The following is a 22,291-nucleotide window of genomic DNA, read 5'->3' on the forward strand; positions in this document are numbered from 1 at the left end:
CGCCGATCCTCGCGCCTTCCGCGGTGCCGCTCGCCGTGCCGGCACCGGGCGCCGTCGTGGACGCAGCCGCGGTCACGGATCCCGCGCCGGCATTCGCGCCGCCGCCGGCCAGCGAACCGTCTGCATCGCGCGCCGACGTTTGACGCCGGCGCGGCTGGCCGCGGTCAGCCGCGCTCAACCGCCCGCGTGCCGCGGTAGTGGGACCAGCCGGCGAGCGCGGTGAAGACGAGGCCGGCCGCGCACATGCCGATCCAGCCGAATGCATGCCAAGCGGCGACGCCGGCCGACGACCCGAGCGCGCCGCCGATGAAGTAGCACACCATGTACACGGTGTTCACGCGGCTGCGCGCCTCGGGCTTCAGCGCGTAGATGCGCGACTGGTTCGAGATCTGTGCGGCCTGCACACCGACATCCAGCACGATCACGCCGATCACGAGCCCGACGAGGCTCGTCCCCGACAGCGCGAAGATCACGAACGACGCCGCAAGCAGCGCGATCGCGAGCGAGATGATCGCGCGCGGGCCGCGCTTGTCCGCGAAACGGCCGGCGTACGGTGCGGCCAGCGCGCCGGCCGCGCCGACGATGCCGAAAAGCCCCGCGGCCTGCGGGCCGAGATGGAACGGCGCGCCGGCCAGCAGCAGCGTGAGCACCGGCCAGAACGCGCTGAACGCCGCGAACAGCGCGGCGCCCGTCAACGACGCCTCGCGCAGCCCGCGCAGTTCCACCGCCAGATGCCACATCGAGCCGAGCAGCTTGCCGTACGGCAGCGTCGACGTCGGCGTGCTGCGCGGCAGGCGCAGCACGATGACCGCGGCCAGCGCGACGAGCGCCGCCACGGACGCGCCGAACACCGCGCGCCAGCCGAAATATTCGGCGACGAAGCCGGCCGCGGTGCGCGCCAGCAGGATCCCGAGCAGCAGGCCGCTCATCACGGTACCGACTGCATGGCCGCGCTCGGCCGGGGGCGCGATCTCGGCCGCGAACGGCACGGCCTGCTGCGCGATCGTCGCGAGTACGCCGATCGCGAGGCTCGCGACGGCGAGCACCGCGAGCGACGGCGCGGTCGCGGCGGCGATCAGCGCGATCGACAGGCCCGCGATCTGCAGCAGGATCAGCCCGCGGCGATCGAAGCGGTCGCCGAGCGGCGCGAGCAGGAACATTCCGGCCGCGTAGCCGAGCTGCGTCGCGGTCGGCACCGCGCCGATCCACGATGCGCGGTCGGGAAATGTCGAGCGGAAGCTGTCGAGCAACGGCTGGTTGTAGTAGATGTTCGCGACCGACACACCCGCTATCGTCGCGAGCAGCAACAGCAGGCTGCGCGAGTAGTGGGGCGAGACAGCGTCGGTCGGACGGTCGGTGGAGGCGGAGGACATGGCTGCGACGGAACGGAGTTGGGCGGCGCGGGGGCGGGCGCGCGACTGCGGTTGCGCTGGGCGGCCGGGGCGCCGGTCGAGGCTGCCGATCATACCGGAGCAGCGGGAATCGTGTCGGGCAGGCAGCCGGACCGGCGGACGCTTGGAGCCCGAAAGCCGAAAGCCGAAAGCCGAAAGCCGAAAGCCGAAAGCCCGAAGCCCGAAGCCAGAAGCCCGAAGCCAGAAGCCAGAAGCCCGAAGCCCGAAGCCCGAAGCCAGAAGCCAGAAGCCAGAAGCCAGAAGCCAGAAGCCAGAAGCCAGAAGCCAGAAGCCAGAAGCCAGAAGCCAGAAGCCCGAAGCCAGAAGCCCGAAGCCCGAAGCCCGAAGCCCGAAGCCAGAAGCCGCGACAGGCCGCCATCGGCCGCGACCCACGCGCAACGCATCGCGACCGCCGTCGGCCGCCCCTCGCGCGCGCGATCCAGCACGCACTCAGTCGACCAGTTCCCCGTTCGGTTCATAGAACGGATACGGCCCGTCGCCTTCGTCCACGTAAACGTGATGCGACATCATCCCCGCATCCGGCGTATGAAAATGCACCGCGAACGCGGGCGGCTCGAGCCGGAACGCGGACGGCGCATCCGCGCGCAAATCGAACGCAACCTGGTGCGCGGGCGCCGGCACGGCCGACGCGAGCGTGCCGCCGAAGCGCGTGAACATCGTCCGGTGCACGTGCCCGCACAGCACGCGCTCGACGTTCGGATAGCCGCGCAGCAGCGCATCGAGTTTCGCGGCGGCGGCGGGCGCGAGACGCAGCGCGTCCATGTGCCCGATCCCGGATACGAACGGCGGATGATGCAGCGCGACGATCACCGGCCGTTCGCGCGCCGCGTCGAGTTGCGCGGTCAGCCACGCGAGCCGCGTGTCGCACAGGTCGCCGTGGCTCGTGCCGGGCACCTGCGAATCGAGTGCGAGCACGCGCACGGCGCCGACGTCGAACGCGTACTGCACGAACTCGCCGTCGTGCAGTTCGGGGCGATCGGCGAACGCGCGGCGCAGGCCTGCACGATCGTCGTGATTGCCGACCATCAGGTAATACGGAATCTCGAGCGGCGCGAGCAGGTCGCGCAGATGGCCGTATTCGTCGTCGTGGCCGAAATCGGTCAGGTCGCCCGTGACCAGCACCGCGTCAGGCCGCGGCACCAGCGCATTCAGCTTCGCGATGCAGCGCGCGAGCGCGGCGGCCGTGTCGACGCGCCGGTACGCGAGCTGGCCCGGACGCTTGATATGAAGATCGCTGATTTGAGCAAGCAGCATCGTCGTTCCTCGGAATGTCTGGTTATCGTGGGGCGGTATTACGCGGCGAGCGTGATCAGCCCTTCCGCCGCGATCGCGATGCCGACCGCCGTGCCGCGCGCGAGCTCGATGCGGCCCGGCACGTCGACCACGAGCGCGTCCGGCGCCGCGTGCTCGATCGTGAGCCGCGTGCGCTCGCCGAGGAATGCGCACGCGCCGATCGCACCGCGCAGCGGTGCATGCGCGGGATCGGCGAGCTGTGCGTCCTCCGGGCGGAAGAACCACTCGTCGGCGGCGTGCGGCGTGACGATCGAACCGCCCGTCGTCACGAGCGCGCCGTCGCGCCATTGTCCCGCAAGGCGGTTCAGCGTGCCGATGAACTGCGCGACCGTGCGGTTCGCCGGCCGGTAGTAGATGTCGCGCGGCGTGCCGATTTGCTCGATGCGTCCCGCGCCCATCACGACGATCCGGTCGCCGAGCTCCATCGCCTCGGCCTGGTCGTGCGTCACGTAGACGGTCGTCACGCCGAGCTCGCGCAACAGCGCATTCATGTCGCGGCGCAGCACGTCGCGCAGCTTCGCGTCGAGCGCGGTCAGCGGCTCGTCGAGCAGCAGCACGCGCGGGCGCACCGCGAGCGCGCGCGCCAGCGCGACCCGCTGGCGCTGGCCGCCCGACAACTGATCGACCGGTTTGTCCGCGTGCGCGTCGAGCCGCATCATCGCGAGCAGTTCGTCGACGCGTTCGCGCAGCGTGCGCGGGTCGGTCTTGCGGATCTTCAGTCCGTAGCCGACGTTGCCGCGCACCGTCAGATTCGGAAACAGCGCGTAATTCTGGAACACCATGCCGACCTGGCGGCGTTCGATCGGCAGCGCGGTGACGTCGTCGTTGCCGAACGCGATCGTGCCGCCGGCGTCCGGCGTGTCGAGGCCCGCGATCAGGCGCAGCGTCGTCGTCTTGCCGCAGCCCGACGGGCCGAGCAGCACGAGCGTTTCGCCCGCGCCGATCGACAGGTCGAGCGGTTCGAGCACGCGCGTGCCGCGGAACGTCTTCGCGCAGCGGGTCAGGGTGATGGGAGTGGAGTCGAGTTTCATGGGAGCGATAAGTTCTGCGCAAGGTCAGCGCGCGCGGCGCTTCACCGTGCGCGTGCCGGACGGATCGACGCCGAGCCACTGCATCGCGACGAGCAGCGGCAGCGTCATCAGCAGGAACACGATCGTGTACGCGCTGCCGACTTCGAGGCGCAGCGACGCGTAGGTATCGGCAAGGCCGACCGGCAGCGTTTTGGTGTCGGGCGTATGCAGCATCCACGTCAGGTTGAATTCGCCGATCGACAGCGTGAGCACCGCGAGCGCGCCCGCGACGATGCCGGGGCGCAGGTTCGGCAGCACGATCGTGATGAAGCGCGTGACGAACGACGCGCCGAGGCTCGCCGCGCCTTCCTCGAGCGTGCGCAGGTCGGCGCCGGCCGCGACCGCCGCGACCGCGCGGACCATGAACGGCAGCGTGAACACGACGTGGCCGACGACGATGAACCACAGGCTCATCCGGAACGCGGTGAAGCCGCCGTAGACGACCAGCAGCGCGAGCGCCGACGCGAGGCCCGGCAGCGCGACCGGCAGCACGAGCGCTTCCTCGATCGCGCGGGCGGCGCGGCTCTTGCTGCGCGCGAGCGCATAGCCGGCCGGCACGCCGACCGCGAGCACGATCGCGAGCGTCGCGAACGCGACGCCGAGCGACAGCGCGACCGACCCGTGGTATTGCTGCCAGACCTGTTCGAGCCAGCGTAGCGTGAGGCCGCTCGACAGTCCGCGGAAATAGTTGACGGTGAGGCCTGCGAGCACCGACATCACGACAGGCACGATCAGGAACGCGCACAGCAGCAGCGTGACGCCCCATTGCAGCGCCGCGATCGCGCGTGCGCCCGATACGCGCGGCGCACGCCGTGCGATGTCGCTCGCATGCGACGGAGCAGGCGCCGGCGACGGCGCGGACGAACCGGAAAGCGATTGCATGAAGGACTCCTCAGGCCGCGGCAGCGGCGGTGTGGCCGGTGAAGCGGCGCGCGAGCGCGAGCACGGCCCAGGTCACGATGCCGAGCACGATCGACAGGCCGGCCGCCGTCGCGATGTTTGCGTTCAGCGTGAACTCGGTATAGATCGTCATCGGCAGCACGTTCAGGTCGGTGGCGAGCGTGAACGCGGTGCCGAACGCGCCCATCGCGGTCGCGAAGCAGATCGCGCCGGCCGCGATCAGGCCCGGCGCGAGCGCCGGCAGCACGATGTCGACGAAGATGCGCCACGGCGATGCGCCGAGCGAGCGCGCGGCTTCCTCGAGCGACGCGTCGAGCTTCGACGCGGCCGCGATCACGGTGACGATCACGCGCGGAATCGAGAAGTACAGGTAGCCGACGAACAGTCCGGCCACCGAATACGCGAACACCCATTTGTCGCCGGTCAGCTTCGCGGACAGCATGCCGATCAGCCCCTGCCGGCCGGCGAGCATGATCACCATGAAGCCGACCACGACGCCGGGGAACGCGAGCGGGAAGGTGAGCAGCGCGAGCAGCACACGCTTGCCGGCGAATTCGCGTCGTGCGAGCAGCAGCCCGGAGATCGTCGACAGCGCGAGCGTCGCGAGCGTGACGCCGGCGGACAACGCGACCGTTTCGCCGAGGCTCTTCATGTAGCGCGCATTGCCGAGCAGCGCCGCGTACTGCGTGAAGAACGCGCCGTCGGCGGACACCTGCACGAGCGACACCATCGGCAGCAGCCAGAACGCAGCGAATACCGCGAGTGCCGGCGCGACGAGCGCGACGCGCCAGCGCAGCGGGAAAGTCAGGTCGAGCATGACGGGGGCCGGCCGCTTACTGCATTATCTGCAGATACTGCTGGCCGAACGTCTGCTGGCCGGCCGCCATCTTGCCGAAGTCGACCGGCTTGGCGCGCGCGTATTCGCTCGCCGGCAGGAACTTCGCGGCGACGTCGGCGCCGAGCGTCTGCGCGCGCACCGGACGCAGGTAGGCGTTCGCCCACAGCTTCTGGCCTTCGTCGGACAGCACGAAGTCGAGCACCTTCCTGCCGTTCGCGTCGTGCGGTGCGCCCTTCACGAGACTCATCACGTACGGCACCGCGATCGTGCCTTCGGCCGGAATCACGAACTCGACGTTCGCATGATCCTTGTACTTCGCGCGATACGCGTCGAAGTCGTAGTCGAGCAGAATCGGAATCTCGCCGGACAACACGCGCGCATACGCGGTCTGCTTCGGCACGATCGGCGCGTTCGCCTTCAGCTTGCGGAACCAGTCGAGGCCCGGCTTGAAGTTGTCGAGGGTGCCGCCGAGCGCCTGGTTCACCGCGACCGCGCCCGCATAGCCGACGAACGCGCTCGACGGATCGAGATAGCCGACCATGCCCTTGTATTCGGGCTTCAGCAGATCGGCCCACGAGCGCGGCACCGGCTTGCCGTCGAGCGCGTCCTTGTTCACGAAGAAGCCGAGCGTGCCCGAGTGGATCGCGAACCAGTAGCCTTGCGGATCCTTCAGGTTCGCGGGAATGTCGTTCCAGTGCGCGGGCTTGTACGGCGCGATCACGCCTTTGTCCTTCGCCTGGAACGCCGACGACACGCCGAGATAGACGACGTCGGCGACCGGACTCTTCTGCTCGGCGATCAATTGCGCGATCGCCTGGCCCGAGTTCTTGTTGTCGAACGGCACGCGGATGCCGGTCTTCTGCTTGATCGCCGCGATCTGCGCGGCCCAGTCGGCCCATTCGGGCGGGCAGTTGTAGCAGATCGCGGTGTCGTCGGCATGGGCTGCGGGGGCGAACGCGACGAGCGCGGCGCACGCAACGGGTGCTGCGAGCACGCGCAGCAGCGAGGTCAGGCGAAAGGACACGGTGGGTCTCCGGGCGGGTAGTGGGGGCATTCGTCAGGTATTTCCTGGGGTATTTCGCGGCGTATCGCGGCGCGTGCGCTCACGCGTGACGCAACTGCAAGCCGGCGGCCGGCGGCGCGATCGTCGCGCCGTCGCGCACGGTGTGCGGCAGGATCAGCGACGTGCGCTCGATCGTCGCGCCGCCGATGCATTCGACGAGGCGCCGCCATGCATGGCGGCCGATGTCCTGATTCGGCGTCGCGACGCTCGCGAGCGGCGGCGCGAGCAGCTCGCCGAACGCGATTCCGTCGAAGCCGAGCACCGACAGGTCGTCCGGAATCGAGAAGCCTGCGCGGCGCAGGCCGCGCATCACGACCATCGCGAGCAGGTCGTTGCTGCAGAAGAGGGCCGTCGGGCGCGTCGCTTGCGCGGTAAGGTGCGCGAGCACCGCGTCGGGCAATTCGGCCGCGTTGAAGTCGACTTCGACTGGCGGCAGCGTCGCGACGCCGGCTTCCTGCAGCGCCTGCGCATAGCCGAGATGGCGCTGGCGCGCGCGATCGGAAGCCGCGAGCGAGCCGGCGAGCATCAGCACGCGGCGATGGCCGCGCGCGGTCAGCAGCCGGACGCCGTCGTATGCGGCGAGGCGGTTGTCGACCGACACCGACGGGCGGCGTTGCGTGTCGTTGTGCATCAGCACGTAGTGCGGGCCGTCGCGGTCGAGCATGTCGAGCAGCGGATGCGTGTCCGCATCGGCGACGGTCAGGATCAGCCCTTCGACGCGCTGCTCGCGCAGCGTTTCGATCGCGTGGCGCTCGCGCGCCGCGTCGTACTCGGTCGTCATCAGGATCAGCTTGAATCCGGCCGCGGTCGCGAGTTCGTCGATGCCGTGCAGGCAATCGGCGAACACCGGATTCGACAGTGTCGGCAGCACGACGCCGACGAGGCGCGTGCGCTCGCCGCGCAGCTGCCGGCCGAGCGGGCTCGGGCGGAACTGCAGCGTGTCGATCGCAGTGCGGATCGTCGCGAGCGTCGCGGGGCTGACCGTATGCGGCGCGTTGATCGCACGCGAGACGGTGGCGATCGAGAAGCCCGCGAGGGCGGCGACGTCCTTGATGGTGGGGGGCATGGCGTGACGCGATGTAAACGTTTTCGACGGGGAAATTATCGAAAACGTTTGTGACTCCGCGATGACGCGCGAGACGTCTGTTTCGCAAAAAGCACGATACAAACATCAGATGTTTGATGCCCGGCGAGCGCGGCGGATGCGATTGTATCGGCGGTTGCTGCAGCGCGTGATGAAATTGCACGCGGTGTCGTATCGACGTCGACGGCGCCCGTCATTTCAGGCGCCGATGTGGCGGGCGAACGTGCTGCGCCGCGATGCACCGTGCGCGAATCAGCGAATGCATCGGCAAGCAATGGTAGAATCGCGTCCGCCCTTTTGCCGGGGTGATGAAATTGGTAAACATAGCGGACTTAAACGATTGAGTGCCCGGCCGGAAACGGCCGGTGCAGAACCCTTCAAATTCGGCGAAACCCCTGATGCGCGACGCGCGTCGAGGCAACGCCGAGCCAAGCCTCGCGGGGCAGTTCAGCGCCGACGAGGAAGGTGTAGAGACTAGACGGGGGGCGCCTAAGGCGCATGGGCGGCAATCCCGCTCGCGCGCGATGGCGAAGGCATAGTCCAGCGCACGAACGGCGTCGTTCCGACGACGCCGGCTTCGAAAGAAGCAGTGTGACGAAAATCCGCCGCCTTAATTGGCTTGCCGGTTCAAGTCCGGTCCCCGGCACCATCGATCGCTTCGCCGCGATTCGACGAAGGACTGAAAACCCGCGAGAAGCCACGCGCTCGCGGGTTTTTTTATGTGGCGCGGAGACATGCGCCGGCACGCCCACGTGGCCCGCGATGCGCTTCTCTGCGGCGAAAACGACGCCATGTGATACTTGGAACGCATGCCGCACACCGGTCGCCTTTGCCGCCATCGATATGCGCATCTCGCCGACACATTCCAACGCAGCTCGCCTCCCGCACGACCACCGCCCATGCACGACTCGACCCATCACTATTACGAACCCGCGCAAGGCCACGGCCTGCCGCACGACCCGCTGAACGCGATCATCGGCCCGCGGCCGATCGGCTGGATTTCGTCGCGCGGCAGCGACGGCACGCTGAACCTCGCGCCGTACAGCTTCTTCAACGCGTTCAACTATCGTCCGCCGATCATCGGCTTTTCGAGCACCGGCGCGAAGGACAGCCTGCGCAACGTGCAGGAGACCGGCGAGTTCGTGTGGAACCTCGCGACGCGCGATCTCGCCGAGCGGATGAACCAGACGTGCGCCGCGGTGCCGTACGGCGTGAACGAGTTCGAGCTCGGCGGCCTGACCGCGATTCCGTCGCGTCTCGTCGACGTGCCGCGCGTGGCCGAAAGCGGCGTCAACTTCGAATGCAAGGTGACTGACGTGATCCGGCTGCGCGATCATCAACGCGTCGACACGCCGGCCACGCTGGTCCTCGGCGAAGTCATCGCCGTGCATATCCGCCATGACCTGCTGAAGGACGGCATCTTCGATACCTTCGGCGCGGGGATCATTCTGCGTGCGGGCGGACCGTCCGCTTACGCACGGATCACGCCCGACAGCCGCTTCGACATCGCGCGGCCCGACGCGTGATGCACCGCCGTGCCGGAAAACCCCGGCACGCTGGCGCTGAAGCCGCCGCGTCAGCAAAAAGACCCCGCTGAAATCACGGATTTCGCGGGGTCTTCCGTTTTCCCGACCCCGACACAATCGCTCCCGCGCCGCGCCGCAGCGGCCTTGATTCGCCGAGCTCCACAAGTCGTTCACGCATCGCAGCAATCGCGACAACCGTCCATCGCGGCAGCGCCGACCGGCCACCGGCGCCTGCCATGGCAAATCTGCTCACGTCAAACGAGCGGCTTGGTCATCGACGTCCGGCGCCGCAACGCATAGATTTCCAAGGTTGGCGTGCTTATCCGTGCGCCAGCCCGCGCGTGCGCCGGCAACCGGCCGCGCGTCCTTATCAGCGTGAGACACAATCGAGCGTGGAGACGACACGATGAGCCTGTCAGAGCCATTGCGTCTGCATGTGCCGGAGCCTACCGGGCGTCCGGGCTGCAAGACGGATTTTTCCTATCTGCATCTATCGCCGGCAGGCGCGGTTCGCCGCCCGCCGATCGACGTTGCGCCGGCGGATACCGCCCATCTCGCGCGCAGCCTCGTGCGCGTGCTCGACGACCACGGCGAAGCCGTCGGCCCGTGGGCACCGGACCTCGACGACGCGCGTCTGATCGCCGGGATGCGCGCAATGCTGAAGACCCGCATCTTCGACGCGCGGATGATGATCGCGCAGCGTCAGAAGAAGATCTCGTTCTACATGCAGAGCCTCGGCGAAGAGGCGATCGGCGCCGCGCATGCGATGGCGCTGCGCCACGGCGACATGTGCTTCCCGACCTACCGCCAGCAGAGCATCCTGATTGCGCGCGACGTGCCGCTCGAACGGATGATCTGCCAGCTGATGTCGAACGAAGGCGATCCGCTGAAGGGCCGCCAGCTTCCGGTGATGTACTCGGACCGCGAGGCCGGCTTCTTTTCGATCTCCGGCAATCTCGCGACGCAGTTCATCCAGGCGGTCGGCTGGGCGATGGCGTCGGCGATCAAGGGCGACACGAAGATCGCGTCCGCGTGGATCGGCGACGGCGCGACCGCGGAAGCCGATTTCCACACCGCGCTGACGTTCGCGCACGTGTACCGCGCGCCGGTCGTGCTGAACGTGGTCAACAACCAGTGGGCGATCTCGACGTTCCAGGCGATCGCGGGCGGCGAGGGCACGACGTTCGCCGGGCGCGGCGTCGGCTGCGGGATCGCGTCGCTGCGCGTCGACGGCAACGACTTCCTCGCGATCTACGCGGCGTCGGCGTGGGCGGCCGAACGCGCACGCCGCAATCTCGGCCCGACGCTGATCGAATGGGTCACGTACCGCGCGGGCGCGCATTCGACGTCGGACGATCCGACCAAATACCGGCCGAGCGACGACTGGGCGCATTTCCCGCTCGGCGATCCGATCGCGCGCTTCAAGCAGCACCTGATCGCGAAGGGCATCTGGTCGGACGGCGCGCACGACGCGCTGACGGCCGAGCTCGAAGCCGAGGTGATCGCCGCGCAGAAGGAAGCGGAGAAGTTCGGGACGCTGGCCGACGATCGCATTCCGTCGCCGGCATCGATGTTCGACGACGTATACAAGGAGCTGCCCGCGCACCTGCGCCGCCAGCGCCAGGAACTGGGAGCGTGATCATGGCGCAACACGAAACGACGACGGCATCGGCGCAGCCGATGACGATGATCCAGGCGCTGCGCTCCGCGATGGACGTGATGCTCGGCCGCGACGACGACGTGGTGGTGTTCGGGCAGGACGTCGGCTACTTCGGCGGCGTGTTCCGCTGCACCGAGGGGCTGCAGGCCAAGTACGGCAAGTCGCGCGTGTTCGACGCGCCGATCTCCGAAGGCGGGATCGTCGGCGCGGCGGTCGGGATGGGCGCGTACGGCTTGCGGCCCGTCTGCGAGATCCAGTTCGCCGACTACTTCTACCCGGCATCCGACCAGATCGTGTCGGAAGGCGCGCGGCTGCGCTATCGGTCCGCGGGCCAGTTCACCGCGCCGATGACGATCCGCATGCCGTGCGGCGGCGGCATCTACGGCGGCCAGACGCACAGCCAGAGCCCCGAGGCGATGTTCACGCAGGTCTGCGGCTTGCGCACGGTGATGCCGTCGAATCCGTACGACGCGAAAGGGCTGCTGATCGCGTCGATCGAGAACGACGATCCGGTGATCTTCCTCGAGCCGAAACGCCTGTACAACGGGCCGTTCGACGGCCATCACGAGCGCCCGGTCACGTCGTGGCTCAAGCATCCGGGCAGCGCGGTGCCGGACGGCTATTACACGGTGCCGCTCGATACGGCCGCGATCGCGCGGCCCGGCAATGACGTGACGGTGCTGACGTACGGCACGACCGTTCACGTGTCGCTCGCCGCGGCGGAGGAAACCGGCATCGACGCGGAAGTGATCGACCTGCGCACGCTGTGGCCGGTCGATCTCGACACGATCGTCGCGTCGGTGCGCAAGACCGGCCGCTGCGTGGTCGTGCACGAAGCGACGCGCACGTGCGGCTACGGCGCGGAGCTGGTGTCGCTCGTGCAGGAGCACTGCTTCTATCACCTGGAAGCGCCGGTCGAGCGGACGACGGGCTGGGACACGCCGTATCCGCACGCGCAGGAATGGGCGTATTTCCCCGGCCCGGCCCGGGTTGGCGCGGCGTTGCGACGCGTGATGGAGGCCTGAGATGGGAATTCATGTGATCAAGATGCCGGACATCGGCGAAGGGATTGCCGAGGTCGAGCTGGTGGCCTGGCACGTGGAACCGGGGCAGACGATCGCCGAGGATCAGCCGCTCGCCGACGTGATGACCGACAAGGCGGCGGTCGAGATTCCGTCGCCGGTCGCGGGGAAGGTGCTGGAGCTCGGTGGCCGGATCGGCGAGATGATGGCGGTCGGCAGCGAGCTGATTCGGCTCGAAGTCGAAGGCGAGGGCAACCTGAAACCGGGCGCGAAAGGGCGTGATGCGGCAGCGGACGCCGCGCCGCGTTCGGCGCCGGCCGGCGCGCCTGCGAAATCGCCTTCCATCGCGGACGAACCCGAAGCGCTTGCTTCGTCGTCGCAGGCAAAAACCCACGCGACGCCGCCCGCCGCGAACCGTGCGCCGGCCGAGCCGCGTCGCACCGAACCGGCGGCGCAGCCGCGCGCGGCACTCGCGCCGGGCGAGCGGCCGCTCGCGTCGCCCGCGGTGCGTCAGCGCGCATGGGACATGGGCATCGAGCTGCGCTACGTGCGCGGCACGGGCGAAGCCGGGCGGATCCTGCATGCGGACCTCGATGCGTATGCACGCAGCGGCGGCGCTGCGGCGCGCGCGTCGCACGCGCACGGCTACGCGGAGCGCAACGATGAAACCGAAGTGCCGGTGATCGGTCTGCGGCGCGCGATCGCGCGCAAGATGCAGGAAGCGAAGCGCCGCATTCCGCACTTCAGCTACGTCGAGGAGATCGACGTCACCGAGCTCGAAGCGCTGCGCGCGGAACTGAACCGCCGCTACGGCGACGTGCGCGGGCGCGTCACGCCGCTGCCGCTGCTGATCCGCGCGATGGTGATCGCGCTGCGCGACTTCCCGCAGATCAACGCGCGCTACGACGACGAGGCCGGTGTCGTCACGCAATACGGCGCGGTGCACATGGGCGTCGCGACGCAGACGGACGGCGGCCTCACGGTGCCGGTGCTGCGTCATGCGGAAGCGCGCGACGTGTGGTCGATCTCGGCCGAGATCGCGCGGCTCGCCGATGCGGTGCGCACGAACCGCGCGCAGCGCGACGAGCTGACCGGCTCGACGATCACGATCTCGAGCCTCGGCGCGCTCGGCGGCATCGTGTCGACGCCGGTCATCAACCATCCGGAGGTCGGCATCGTCGGCGTGAACCGGATCGTCGAGCGGCCGATGATCCGCGACGGCGCGATCGTCGCGCGCAAGATGATGAACCTGTCGTCGTCGTTCGACCATCGCGTCGTCGACGGCGCGGACGCGGCCGAATTCATCCAGGCGGTGCGCGGGTTGCTCGAGCGCCCGGCGCTGCTGTTCGTGGAGTGAGCGCGATGCCGAACGAACACACCACATTGCTCGTGATCGGCGGCGGTCCGGGCGGCTACGTCGCCGCGATTCGCGCGGGGCAACTCGGCATTCCGACGGTGCTCGTCGAGCGCGAACGGCTCGGCGGCACGTGCCTGAACATCGGCTGCATTCCGTCGAAGGCGCTGATCCATGTCGCCGACGCGTTCGAGCAGGCGTGCGGACAGGCCGGCGAAGGCCTGCTCGGGATTCGCGTGCGCACGCCGGAAATCGACATCGCGAAAAGCGTCGCGTGGAAGGACGGCATCGTCGAGCGCCTCACGCGCGGCGTCGGCGCGCTGCTGAAGAAGCACGGCGTGCGCGTGCTGCATGGCGATGCGCGCATCGTCGACGGCAAGACGGTCGACGTCGTCGCCGGCGGCCACGCGACGCGCGTCGCATGCGAGCACCTGCTGCTCGCGACGGGCTCGGAGCCGGTCGCGCTGCCGTCGATGCCGTTCGGCGGCCACGTCGTGTCGTCGACCGAGGCGCTGTCGCCGACGTCGCTGCCGAAGCGGCTGGTCGTCGTCGGCGCCGGGTACATCGGGCTGGAGCTCGGGACCGTCTATCGCAAGCTCGGCGTCGACGTCAGCATCGTCGAAGCCGCGGAGCGCGTGCTGGCCGCGTACGACGCGGAGCTCGCGAAGCCGGTCGCCGATTCGCTCGCGCGGCTCGGCGTCGGCCTGTGGCTCGGCCATCAGGTGCTGGGCGTCGCGGACGACGGCGCGGTGCGCGTGCGGGCGCCCGACGGCGCGGAGAAGACGCTGCCGGCCGATCGCGTGCTGGTCGCGGTCGGCCGCCGGCCGCGCGTCGACGGCTTCGGGCTCGAATCGCTGCCGCTCGATCGCAACGGCCGTGCGCTGCGCATCGACGACGAATGCCGGACGTCGATGCGCAACGTATGGGCGATCGGCGACGTTGCCGGCGAACCGATGCTCGCGCATCGCGCGATGGCGCAGGGCGAGATGGTGGCCGAGCTGATCGCCGGACGGCGCCGCAAGTTCATGCCCGCGTCGATTCCCGCCGTGTGCTTCACCGATCCCGAGGTCGTCACGGCCGGCTGGTCGCCGGACGACGCGAAGGCGGCCGGCGTCGAGTGCCTCAGCGCGTCGTTCCCGTTCGCGGCGAACGGGCGCGCGATGACGCTGCAGGCGGCCGACGGTTTCGTGCGCGTGGTCGCGCGGCGCGACACGCACCTGATCGTCGGCTGGCAGGCGGTCGGGCGCGGTGTGTCCGAGCTGGCCGCGGCGTTCTCGCAGTCGCTCGAGATGGGCGCGCGGCTCGAGGATATCGGCGGCACGATCCATGCGCATCCGACGCTCGGCGAAGCGCTGCAGGAGGCCGCGTTGCGTGCGCTCGGGCATGCGTTGCACGTGTGAACGCCCGCCGCGCCGGATGGCCCGACGGAGCCCCGCTACGGCGGGCCGATAGCAGGCACGCGGCGTGCATGTGACCTACGATGAAAACGTCGCGTCCATCGTCTGCGGAGCCCGACCGTGTGCACCCATTACCGCGCGCCCGATGAAGACCCGGGTATCAGCGAACTGAGGATCGGCATCGGCGACCTGTTTCGCCGCGATCCGTGGGCGCCCGACGTGTATCCGGACTACGCGGCGCCGATCGCGCGCGCCGACGGCGATGGCCTCGCGGTCGTCGGTGCGGTATTCGGCTTCTGGCCGAAGTTCATGCAGCCCGAGCGTGTCGACGAGCATGGCCGCAAACGCAGGAAGCTCGATACGGTGAATGCGCGCGCGGAAACGCTCGGCTCGTCGCGGCTGTACGGCAACGCGTGGCGCAACGGCCAGCGCTGCCTGATTCCGGTGCGCTGGATCTTCGAGCCGTGCTACGAGACGGGCCGCAACGTGTGGCACAGGATTGGGGCCGCCGGCTGGCAGCCGTGCTGCGTCGCCGGCATCTGGCGGCGATACGGGACGGCCGACGGCCGCGAGCGGATCGGCATGGCGATGCTTACCGTCAATGCCGACGATCATCCCGTGTTCGCGCGCATGCACCGGCCCGGCGACCCGAAGCGGGGCGTCGTGATCCTGCGCCGCGACGACCACGACGAATGGCTGCACGCGCGCGACGTCGAAGCCGCGCGCCGCATGCTGAACCTCCTTCCGGCCGACGACACGGTCGCCGCCCCTGAGTTCGCGTCTGCGCGTGCGCCGCGCGGCGGTGTCTGACGTTTCACGTTTCCCGTGCGTAAGCGACGGCCCGGCCCGTCGCACGGGCCCGCTTTCGCGGACGATGTCGAAAACGCCGGGTACCGGGTAATCACCGATATCATCCAAGTTGTATATACAAGATCATCCGCTGGCAATGCCGGCACACGGCGTGCCGGTTGCGCGCCAGCGTGCAGACCGTGCGTGCGTGGCGCATGCCGGCGATCGACGGCGCACCGCATCCGACGAGCCGAAGGGCGGCTCGGCACGTTTCCCGTTTCGTCCCCGCCATTTGTGATCCTCAGCATCTTGGAGATTGACCCGTGTCAACGAATCCCAGTGGAAATGCCGGCGGTCTGATCGAGGTACGCTCGATCGATTTCATTCCCGACGCCGAACGCCATGGCGGTCTGCTGAGCCAGTTCACGCTGTGGCTGTCGGCGAACATGCAGATCACGGCCATCGTCACCGGGGCGCTGGCGGTCGTGCTCGGCGGCGACGTGTTCTGGTCGCTCGTCGCACTGCTGCTGGGCCAGCTCGTCGGCGGCGCGGTGATGGCGCTGCACGGCGCGCAGGGGCCGCAGCTCGGGCTGCCGCAGATGATCTCGAGCCGCGTGCAGTTCGGCGTGTACGGCGCGATGATCCCGATCGTGCTCGTGTGCCTGATGTACATCGGCTTCTCCGCGAGCGGCTCGGTGCTCGCCGGGCAGGCGGTCGCGCAGCTGCTGCACGTCGACGACGCGACAGGCATCCTGCTGTTCGCGGCCGTGATCGTCGTGCTGACGGTGTTCGGCTATCGCGCGATCCACTTCGTCGGCCGGATCGCGAGCGTGGTCGGCATCGTCGCATTCGTCTACATGTTCGCGCAGCTGTTCGCCCACCATGACGTCGGTGCGCTGCTCGCGAACCAGCATTTCTCGCTCGCGAGCTTTCTGCTGTCGATGTCGTTGTCCGCGTCGTGGCAGATCGCGTTCGGCCCGTACGTCGCCGACTATTCGCGCTATCTGCCGCGCTCGACGTCGTCGGTCGCCACGTTTGTCGCGGTCGGCCTCGGCTCGGTGATCGGCGCGCAGGCGGCGATGGTGTTCGGCGTGTTCGCGGCCGCGCTCGCCGGCAGCCAGTTCGCGCACCACGAGGTGTCGTATATCGTCGGCCTCGGGTCGACCGGCGCCGTGGCCGCGCTGCTGTATTTCAGCATCGCGTTCGGCAAGGTGACGGTGACGGCGCTGAACGCGTACGGCAGCTTCATGTCGATGGCGACGATCGTCAGCGGCTTTCGCGGCAAGCACGCGGTGTCGTCCAAGAGCCGGCTCGTCTACATCGTCGGGATGATCTGCGTGTCGACGCTGATCGCGCTCGCCGGCCGCCATTCGTTCCTGAAGGAATTCACCGCGTTCATCCTGTTCCTGCTCGCGTTCTTCACGCCGTGGAGCGCGATCAACCTGGTCGACTATTACTGCTTCACGCGTTCGCGCTACGACGTGCCGGCGCTGTCCGATCCCGACGGCCGCTATGGGCGCTGGAACGCGATGGCGATCGCGATCTACGTGGTCGGCATCCTGGTGCAACTGCCGTTCATGTCGACGCACCTCTACACGGGGCCGCTCGTCGATGCGCTCGGCGGCACCGACATCTCGTGGATCCTCGGCCTCGCCGTGCCGGCCGTGCTGTATTACGTCGGCGCGCGCGCATCGCGGCGCAGCATCCCCGAGCGCCTGATCCTGCCGCTCGAACGCGAGGTGCAGCACTGACGCGCCGCGTCGCCGGGCCGCGCGGTCAGCGCCCGCTTTTTTCAACGGCTGCGCGTATTCGCGAATCGCGCCGACATCCCGAGCCGTTCCGCGAGCGGATGGCGCTGCATGGAGCGCGCCATCGCATCGCGGAACGCCTGCTCATCCGCGTTCATCTTGCGGTCGCGATGCCACGGCGGGAAAAGGTCAACGTCGACGAGGCCTTCGTCGGACGGCAGCGGTCACAGACGCTGCTGCGCGATGTCGTCGTGCAGGATGCGTTCGGGCAGGCAGCCGATCGAGTAACCGGCGAAGATCAGCCGTCACACTTCGTCCAGGCTCGGCGACGCAGCGGCCGGCGGCTTCCGTCATCTGAACAATGCGGAGATTGCCGCGCGCATGTTGCCGACGGTGATCGTGCAGGAGGGCGGGTACCACCTGGAAACCCTCGATACGAACGCGCGCGCGTTCTTCGGCGGGTTCGCCGCCGTGTGCTGATCCGTCGCTCCGTCGACGCAGCGCCCGCTGCGCGACACGCCAACGAAAACGCCCGCGTCGGGATGCCGACGCGGGCGTGGTGCCATTGCGGTGCAGCGTATCGGCACCTTCCGGATCGCCGCGCGCTTACGAGTTTGCGGCGACCGGCGTGCGGCGGCGCTGCATGATCTGCAGCGCGACGAGTGCAAGCCCGGCCGCGGCGATCAGCCCGCCGACGAGCGGCACTGCCGCATAGCCGAAGCCGGCCGAGATCGCGGCGCCGCCGGCGGCCGCGCCAAGCGCGTTGCCGAGGTTGAATGCGCCGATGTTGACGGCCGACGCGAGGCCCGGCGCTTCGTGCGCCGCGCGCATCACGCGCATCTGCAGCGGCGGGACCACCGCGAACGTCGCGACGCCCCAGACCAGCAGCGTGACCGCGGCGCCGGCATGTGTGCGGGCGAGCAGCGGGAACGCGGCCATCGTCACGATCAGCAGCACCAGGAAGCCGATCAGCGTGCCGTCGAGCGAACGGTCGGCGAGGCGGCCGCCCGCGATGTTGCCGATCGAGAAGCCGACGCCGATCAGCACGAGCATCGCGGTCACGAAGCCGGGCGTCGCGCCGGTCACGTGCGCGAGCGTCGGCGCGACATACGTGTACAGCGTGAACATCGCGCCGGCGCCGAGCACCGTGGTCGCGAGCGCGCCGAGCACGACCGGACGCGTCAGCACCGCGAGCTCGGCACGCAGGTTCGGCATCTTGCCGGCGTCGCCCTTCGGCAGCGCGGCGAACAGGCCCGCGATCGCGATCACGCCGAGCGCCGCGGTCGCCGCGAACGACATGCGCCAGCCGATCATCTGGCCGAGCCACGTCGCGGCCGGCACGCCGCCGACGTTCGCGATCGTGAGGCCCATGAACATCGTCGCGACTGCGCTCGCCTGCTTGTCGCGCGGCACGAGGCTGGCCGCGACCACCGACCCGAGCCCGAAGAACGCGCCGTGGTTGAGGCTCGTGACGAGGCGCGCGAGCAGCAGCGTCGTGTAGTCGGGCGCGACGGCCGACAGCAGGTTGCCGATCGTGAAGATCGACATCAGCGCGATCAGCGCCGAGCGCCGCGACCAGCGCGCGAGCAGCAGCGTCATCAGCGGTGCGCCGGCCATCACGCCGATCGCGTACGCGCTGATCAGCATGCCGGCCTGCGGAATCGACACGTGCACGCCGTCGGCGATCACCGGCAGCAGGCCCATCGGCGAGAACTCGGTCGTGCCGATGCCGAACGCGCCGGCGGCGAGTGCCAGCAGCGGCAGCGTCGCGCTGCCGCCCGGGCGGGAAGGAGAAGAAGTCGTGGTGTTCACGCGATGCGCTCCTGTAAGCATGGGGCAACGGCATCGAGCCATTGCGGACAGGCTGAAGTGTGCCCGCATTACTTTTGCGGAAAAAGCCGCATCCGGGCGAAATTATCTTGATTTCATGTCAACAATGCGTGGCTGAGCCGGCGTGCGTGCGTGGCCGGCTGGGCGGGGTTTCGGGCGGTGGGATTGGCGGCCGGGCGAGCGGGCCGCGTGGGGCCAATCGAACGAGGCCTCTGCACGAAGGTGGGCGAGCCGGTCGGGCATCGCGCGCCGACCGGTGCGGCTTTCGACACGAGACGCGCGCCATGGCGACGGCGCGCGACAAAAAAATGCCCCGGTCACAGGGGGGCCGTGACCGGGGCGGAAAGGCATCCTCTCTTTGGCACGAGGGGTGGATGCGCGCGCAGTATATTTCGGGGCATAACGTTTCGAATTCACGTTAAACGGGGGTTTTTGGTGCCAATTTAAAAATACCGCCGGTGCAGCGACGAGCGTCATGAATCTGAAAGGCTCTTCGTTCGTTCGACGCGAATCTTCAGCGCGTGATGGCCGCGCCGCCGCGCGTTGTGCGCCGTGCGCCGCGCGTCATGCGGCGGCGCGGCCGTGCAGGCGAGTGCGTCGCTGCCGGACGTCGCGCAGGATCGCGGAGCGCGCGCCGCACAGCGGATCATTCCACGCGGCCGGCCGCGCCGCGCACGGCATCGAGAAACCGCGCGACGACGGGCGACGCCGGCGCTGCCGCACCGTCGAACACGAATTCGATGTCGAAGCGGCTCGCGAGTTCGTCGAGCGCGACGAGCCGGACCGTGCGCGGGCATGTCGGCGACGCGCTTTCCGGGATGAACGCGCAACCCATGCCGGCCGCGACGAGCCCGATCAGGGTCGGGATGTCGCTGCCGACTTGCGCGATGCGCGGCGTGAAGCCGGCCCGCTCGCACTGCGTCATCAGGAAGCGGTGGTGCGCGGCGGAGCGCTGCGCGTCGAACCAGACGAACGGTTCGTGCGCGACGTCGGCGAGCGTGCGCGGCGCGTGAAATCGCCCGCCCGGCGGCGCGGGCATCGCGAGCACGAAGCGGTCGCTCAACAGCCGCACGCCCGACAGATGCGGCGCCTCGTCGCGGCGCCACGCCATGATGCCGCCGTCGAGCTGGCCGCGCGTCAGCGCCGACGCCTGTTCGGCCGACAGCATCGGCGCGATCGACAGCTTCACGTCCGGACACGCATCGCGAAATGCCTTGAGCACGTTCGCGACGACCGGCAGCGGCAGACAGTTCGGCAGCGCGCCGAGCCGTAGCTCGCCGAGCTGGCCGGCCGCGCAGCGCAGCGCGCGTTCGCGGCTGTCCTGCAGCGCCGAGAGCAGCGCGGTCGCGTCGCGCAGGAAGCTCGCGCCGGCGGCGGTGAGCGTGACGCCCGTCGCGCGGCGGATCAGCAGCGGCGTGCCGATCGCGTCCTCGAGCTCGCGGATCTGGCGCGACAGCGCCGGCTGCACGATGCCGGCCGCGCGGGCGCCGGCCATCACGCTGCCGGCTTGCGCGACCGCGACGAAGTAACGCAGGTGACGCAATTCGATCTGGCGCATGCGATGTCGATCCCTTTATCGATTCGGTGGATATGCCCGTAGAGCATAGCAAACGCCATTCGATGGTATTGGAAAGCATGGCCGGCGTGCCGTACGATGGTTGCCGTTGCCGTTGCCGTTGCCGTTGCCGTTGCCGTTGCCGTTGCCGTTGCGGTTGCCGTTGCCGTTGCCGTTGCGGTTGCGGTTGCCGTTGCCGGGCCTGTTTGCAGGCCGCGCGCGTTCTTCCGTCCCCACCCGTGTTCCGCACCATGCCGCTTCATATCCAGACGCCTTATTTTCGTTCTCAGATCGCGTCGCGCCGTCTCGGCGCGAACATCTGGCTAAAGCTCGACGCGCTGCAGCCGTCCGGTTCGTTCAAGTTGCGCGGCATCGGCGCGGCGTGCGAGGCGCGTCATGCGGCCGGTGCGCGCCGGTTCGTGTCGTCGTCGGGCGGCAATGCGGGCATCGCGGTCGCGTATTGCGGCCGCGCGCTCGGCGTGCCGGTGCGCGTCGTCGTGCCGGAAAGCGCGTCGGCCCGTGCGCGCGAGCTGATTCGCGTCGAAGGCGCCGAGGTCGTCGTGCACGGCGCGAGCTGGGCCGAGGCGAACGCGTTCGCGCTGGCGGCCGTCGGCGCGGATGATGCATTCGTGCATCCGTTCGACGATCCGGTGGTGTGGCAAGGGCACGCGACGATGATCGACGAGATGGCGGCGGCCGGCCCGAAGCCCGATGCGGTCGTGCTCGCGGTCGGCGGCGGCGGGCTGCTGTGCGGCGTGCTCGAGGGGCTTGCGCGCAACGGCTGGCACGACGTGCCGGTCGTCGCGGTCGAGACGCATGGCGCGGACAGTTACGCGCGCTCGCTCGCCCAAGGCCATGCGATCGAGTTGCCGGCGATCACGAGCATCGCGACGTCGCTCGGCGCGAAGCGGCCGTGCGACGCGGCGCTCGATTGGGCGGCGCGGCACGCGATTCATCCGGTCGTCGTGTCGGATGCGCAGGCGGTGGCCGCATCGCTGCGGTTTGTGGACGAACACCGGATCGTCGTCGAGCCCGCATGCGGCGCGGCGCTTGCCGCGCTCGAACAGCCGGTGCCGGTGCTGGCTTCGGCATCCGATATCGCGGTAATCGTGTGCGGCGGCGTGACGGCGACGGTCGAGCAGATGCAGCAACTGAACGCGACGTTACGGTAGCGCGGCCACGTGCGCGGCGCGCAATGGTCGCGGCGGCGATCGCATGCGCGCTGCTGCGCTGCGATGCGTCGGAACAGCTCGCTCGGCCGTGACGGCGGATGGACGGGCAGACGGCCGGAATGCACGCGTCCGTCAGCGAAATCGACGGCGCGAATCCGACGAAAGGGCTGCGGGCGAGCGTGCCGGACCGGGATTCGGCGTTATCTGATGGCGCCACGGGCCGTCCCGAGCGGTCGCCACGTCGCGGCTGGTGCCTGTGCCTGTAGCCGGTGGCCACCGGTACGGCGATTCATGACGGGAACGCGACGGAAAGCGACATATCGCGCCGCACGCAACGATCGCGCGGCGCGGGACGGCGTTCGCGCGATCAGTTCGTGGCCGGCGCGCTCGCACCAGCCGGTGCGGACGACGCGACGGGGTCGGCGGCGGCAGGCGCGGAAGCCTTGTCCGCCGGCGCGGGAGTGGTGCGCGAAGGCGCCGACGGCGCGGATGCAGCGGGTGCAGGCGATGAGGCGGCCGACGCTGGCGCTGCGCTGGCGGGGGCGGGCGCCGCGGCGGATGTCGCTGCGGCCGGCGCC

At 69.3% G+C, this 22,291-nt stretch carries 19 protein-coding genes and 1 pseudogene; 9 read left to right on the forward strand and 11 right to left on the reverse strand.

Going from position 1 to position 22,291, the window contains the following annotated elements:
• Positions 1–164: 164 nt before the first annotated feature.
• From BSE24067_RS30780 to BSE24067_RS30815, 8 genes are all read right to left on the reverse strand, one after another.
• Positions 165–1,373: an MFS transporter gene (locus BSE24067_RS30780; protein WP_151067292.1), complete on the reverse strand. Its 1,209-nt coding sequence runs from the start codon at positions 1,371–1,373 to the stop codon at positions 165–167.
• An 89-nt stretch (positions 1,374–1,462) separates the two neighbouring features.
• Positions 1,463–1,837, reverse strand: coding sequence for a hypothetical protein (locus BSE24067_RS30785; RefSeq protein ID WP_174904969.1), 375 nt, complete (start codon positions 1,835–1,837; stop codon positions 1,463–1,465).
• A gap of 4 nt (positions 1,838–1,841) precedes the next feature.
• On the reverse strand, positions 1,842–2,666 hold the full coding sequence (locus BSE24067_RS30790; protein ID WP_151067293.1) for a phosphodiesterase: 825 nt from the start codon (positions 2,664–2,666) through the stop codon (positions 1,842–1,844).
• Between the two features lie 38 nt (positions 2,667–2,704).
• Entirely contained in the window at positions 2,705–3,736 is a 1,032-nt protein-coding gene (locus BSE24067_RS30795) for an ABC transporter ATP-binding protein (RefSeq protein ID WP_151067294.1), read from the reverse strand.
• A gap of 24 nt (positions 3,737–3,760) precedes the next feature.
• A complete protein-coding gene (locus BSE24067_RS30800) occupies positions 3,761–4,657 on the reverse strand; it encodes an ABC transporter permease (RefSeq protein WP_151067295.1) in 897 nt (298 codons plus the stop codon).
• A 10-nt stretch (positions 4,658–4,667) separates the two neighbouring features.
• A complete protein-coding gene (locus tag BSE24067_RS30805; RefSeq protein WP_151067296.1) occupies positions 4,668–5,492 on the reverse strand; it encodes an ABC transporter permease in 825 nt (274 codons plus the stop codon).
• 16 nt (positions 5,493–5,508) lie between these two features.
• A complete protein-coding gene (locus BSE24067_RS30810) occupies positions 5,509–6,537 on the reverse strand; it encodes an ABC transporter substrate-binding protein (protein WP_151067297.1) in 1,029 nt (342 codons plus the stop codon).
• Between the two features lie 79 nt (positions 6,538–6,616).
• Positions 6,617–7,642, reverse strand: a complete 1,026-nt coding sequence (locus BSE24067_RS30815) for a LacI family DNA-binding transcriptional regulator (RefSeq protein WP_151067298.1) — start codon at positions 7,640–7,642, stop codon at positions 6,617–6,619.
• A 917-nt stretch (positions 7,643–8,559) separates the two neighbouring features.
• Between BSE24067_RS30815 and BSE24067_RS30820 the strand changes: the two genes are divergently transcribed.
• From BSE24067_RS30820 to BSE24067_RS30850, 7 genes are all read left to right on the forward strand, one after another.
• The gene (locus tag BSE24067_RS30820; RefSeq protein ID WP_151067299.1) at positions 8,560–9,186 is read left to right on the forward strand and encodes a flavin reductase family protein; all 627 of its coding nucleotides are present in this window, start codon (positions 8,560–8,562) and stop codon (positions 9,184–9,186) included.
• Positions 9,187–9,592: 406 nt separating this feature from the next.
• The gene (locus BSE24067_RS30825; protein WP_151067300.1) at positions 9,593–10,825 is read left to right on the forward strand and encodes a 3-methyl-2-oxobutanoate dehydrogenase (2-methylpropanoyl-transferring) subunit alpha; all 1,233 of its coding nucleotides are present in this window, start codon (positions 9,593–9,595) and stop codon (positions 10,823–10,825) included.
• Positions 10,826–10,827: 2 nt separating this feature from the next.
• Positions 10,828–11,871, forward strand: a complete 1,044-nt coding sequence (locus BSE24067_RS30830) for an alpha-ketoacid dehydrogenase subunit beta (RefSeq protein WP_151067301.1) — start codon at positions 10,828–10,830, stop codon at positions 11,869–11,871.
• 1 nt (position 11,872) lies between these two features.
• Complete coding sequence (locus tag BSE24067_RS30835; RefSeq protein ID WP_151067302.1) at positions 11,873–13,225, forward strand: dihydrolipoamide acetyltransferase family protein; 1,353 nt, start codon at positions 11,873–11,875, stop codon at positions 13,223–13,225.
• Positions 13,226–13,230: 5 nt separating this feature from the next.
• The gene (lpdA, locus tag BSE24067_RS30840) at positions 13,231–14,622 is read left to right on the forward strand and encodes a dihydrolipoyl dehydrogenase (protein WP_151067303.1); all 1,392 of its coding nucleotides are present in this window, start codon (positions 13,231–13,233) and stop codon (positions 14,620–14,622) included.
• 117 nt (positions 14,623–14,739) lie between these two features.
• Positions 14,740–15,429, forward strand: coding sequence for an SOS response-associated peptidase family protein (locus tag BSE24067_RS30845; protein WP_151067304.1), 690 nt, complete (start codon positions 14,740–14,742; stop codon positions 15,427–15,429).
• A 302-nt stretch (positions 15,430–15,731) separates the two neighbouring features.
• Positions 15,732–17,159 (forward strand): purine-cytosine permease family protein, encoded by a 1,428-nt coding sequence (locus BSE24067_RS30850; RefSeq protein WP_151067305.1) that lies wholly within the window; start codon positions 15,732–15,734, stop codon positions 17,157–17,159.
• A gap of 41 nt (positions 17,160–17,200) precedes the next feature.
• Here the strand turns inward: BSE24067_RS30850 and BSE24067_RS32710 are convergent.
• From BSE24067_RS32710 to BSE24067_RS30860, 3 genes and pseudogenes are all read right to left on the reverse strand, one after another.
• Positions 17,201–17,491: pseudogene (locus tag BSE24067_RS32710) on the reverse strand (LysR family transcriptional regulator); the annotation flags it as partial.
• 271 nt (positions 17,492–17,762) lie between these two features.
• Positions 17,763–18,968 (reverse strand): MFS transporter, encoded by a 1,206-nt coding sequence (locus BSE24067_RS30855; RefSeq protein WP_151067306.1) that lies wholly within the window; start codon positions 18,966–18,968, stop codon positions 17,763–17,765.
• Positions 18,969–19,632: 664 nt separating this feature from the next.
• Complete coding sequence (locus tag BSE24067_RS30860) at positions 19,633–20,544, reverse strand: LysR family transcriptional regulator (RefSeq protein WP_151067307.1); 912 nt, start codon at positions 20,542–20,544, stop codon at positions 19,633–19,635.
• A 248-nt stretch (positions 20,545–20,792) separates the two neighbouring features.
• Between BSE24067_RS30860 and BSE24067_RS30865 the strand changes: the two genes are divergently transcribed.
• Complete coding sequence (locus BSE24067_RS30865; RefSeq protein ID WP_151067309.1) at positions 20,793–21,713, forward strand: pyridoxal-phosphate dependent enzyme; 921 nt, start codon at positions 20,793–20,795, stop codon at positions 21,711–21,713.
• Positions 21,714–21,982: 269 nt separating this feature from the next.
• A partial coding sequence (locus BSE24067_RS30870; RefSeq protein WP_217460374.1) for a hypothetical protein occupies positions 21,983–22,291 on the forward strand: 309 nt, incomplete at its 3' end.

This window comes from Burkholderia latens (assembly GCF_902499045.1).
GTDB lineage: Bacteria > Pseudomonadota > Gammaproteobacteria > Burkholderiales > Burkholderiaceae > Burkholderia > Burkholderia latens.

Coding starts and splice junctions, on each gene's coding strand:
- BSE24067_RS30780 (WP_151067292.1), bottom strand. CDS start 1,373: ATGTCCTCCGCCTCCACCGACCGTCCGACCGACGCTGTCTCGCCCCAC.
- BSE24067_RS30790 (WP_151067293.1), bottom strand. CDS start 2,666: ATGCTGCTTGCTCAAATCAGCGATCTTCATATCAAGCGTCCGGGCCAG.
- BSE24067_RS30795 (WP_151067294.1), bottom strand. CDS start 3,736: ATGAAACTCGACTCCACTCCCATCACCCTGACCCGCTGCGCGAAGACG.
- BSE24067_RS30800 (WP_151067295.1), bottom strand. CDS start 4,657: ATGCAATCGCTTTCCGGTTCGTCCGCGCCGTCGCCGGCGCCTGCTCCG.
- BSE24067_RS30805 (WP_151067296.1), bottom strand. CDS start 5,492: ATGCTCGACCTGACTTTCCCGCTGCGCTGGCGCGTCGCGCTCGTCGCG.
- BSE24067_RS30815 (WP_151067298.1), bottom strand. CDS start 7,642: ATGCCCCCCACCATCAAGGACGTCGCCGCCCTCGCGGGCTTCTCGATC.
- BSE24067_RS30820 (WP_151067299.1), top strand. CDS start 8,560: ATGCACGACTCGACCCATCACTATTACGAACCCGCGCAAGGCCACGGC.
- BSE24067_RS30825 (WP_151067300.1), top strand. CDS start 9,593: ATGAGCCTGTCAGAGCCATTGCGTCTGCATGTGCCGGAGCCTACCGGG.
- BSE24067_RS30830 (WP_151067301.1), top strand. CDS start 10,828: ATGGCGCAACACGAAACGACGACGGCATCGGCGCAGCCGATGACGATG.
- BSE24067_RS30835 (WP_151067302.1), top strand. CDS start 11,873: ATGGGAATTCATGTGATCAAGATGCCGGACATCGGCGAAGGGATTGCC.
- lpdA (WP_151067303.1), top strand. CDS start 13,231: ATGCCGAACGAACACACCACATTGCTCGTGATCGGCGGCGGTCCGGGC.
- BSE24067_RS30860 (WP_151067307.1), bottom strand. CDS start 20,544: ATGCGCCAGATCGAATTGCGTCACCTGCGTTACTTCGTCGCGGTCGCG.
- BSE24067_RS30865 (WP_151067309.1), top strand. CDS start 20,793: ATGCCGCTTCATATCCAGACGCCTTATTTTCGTTCTCAGATCGCGTCG.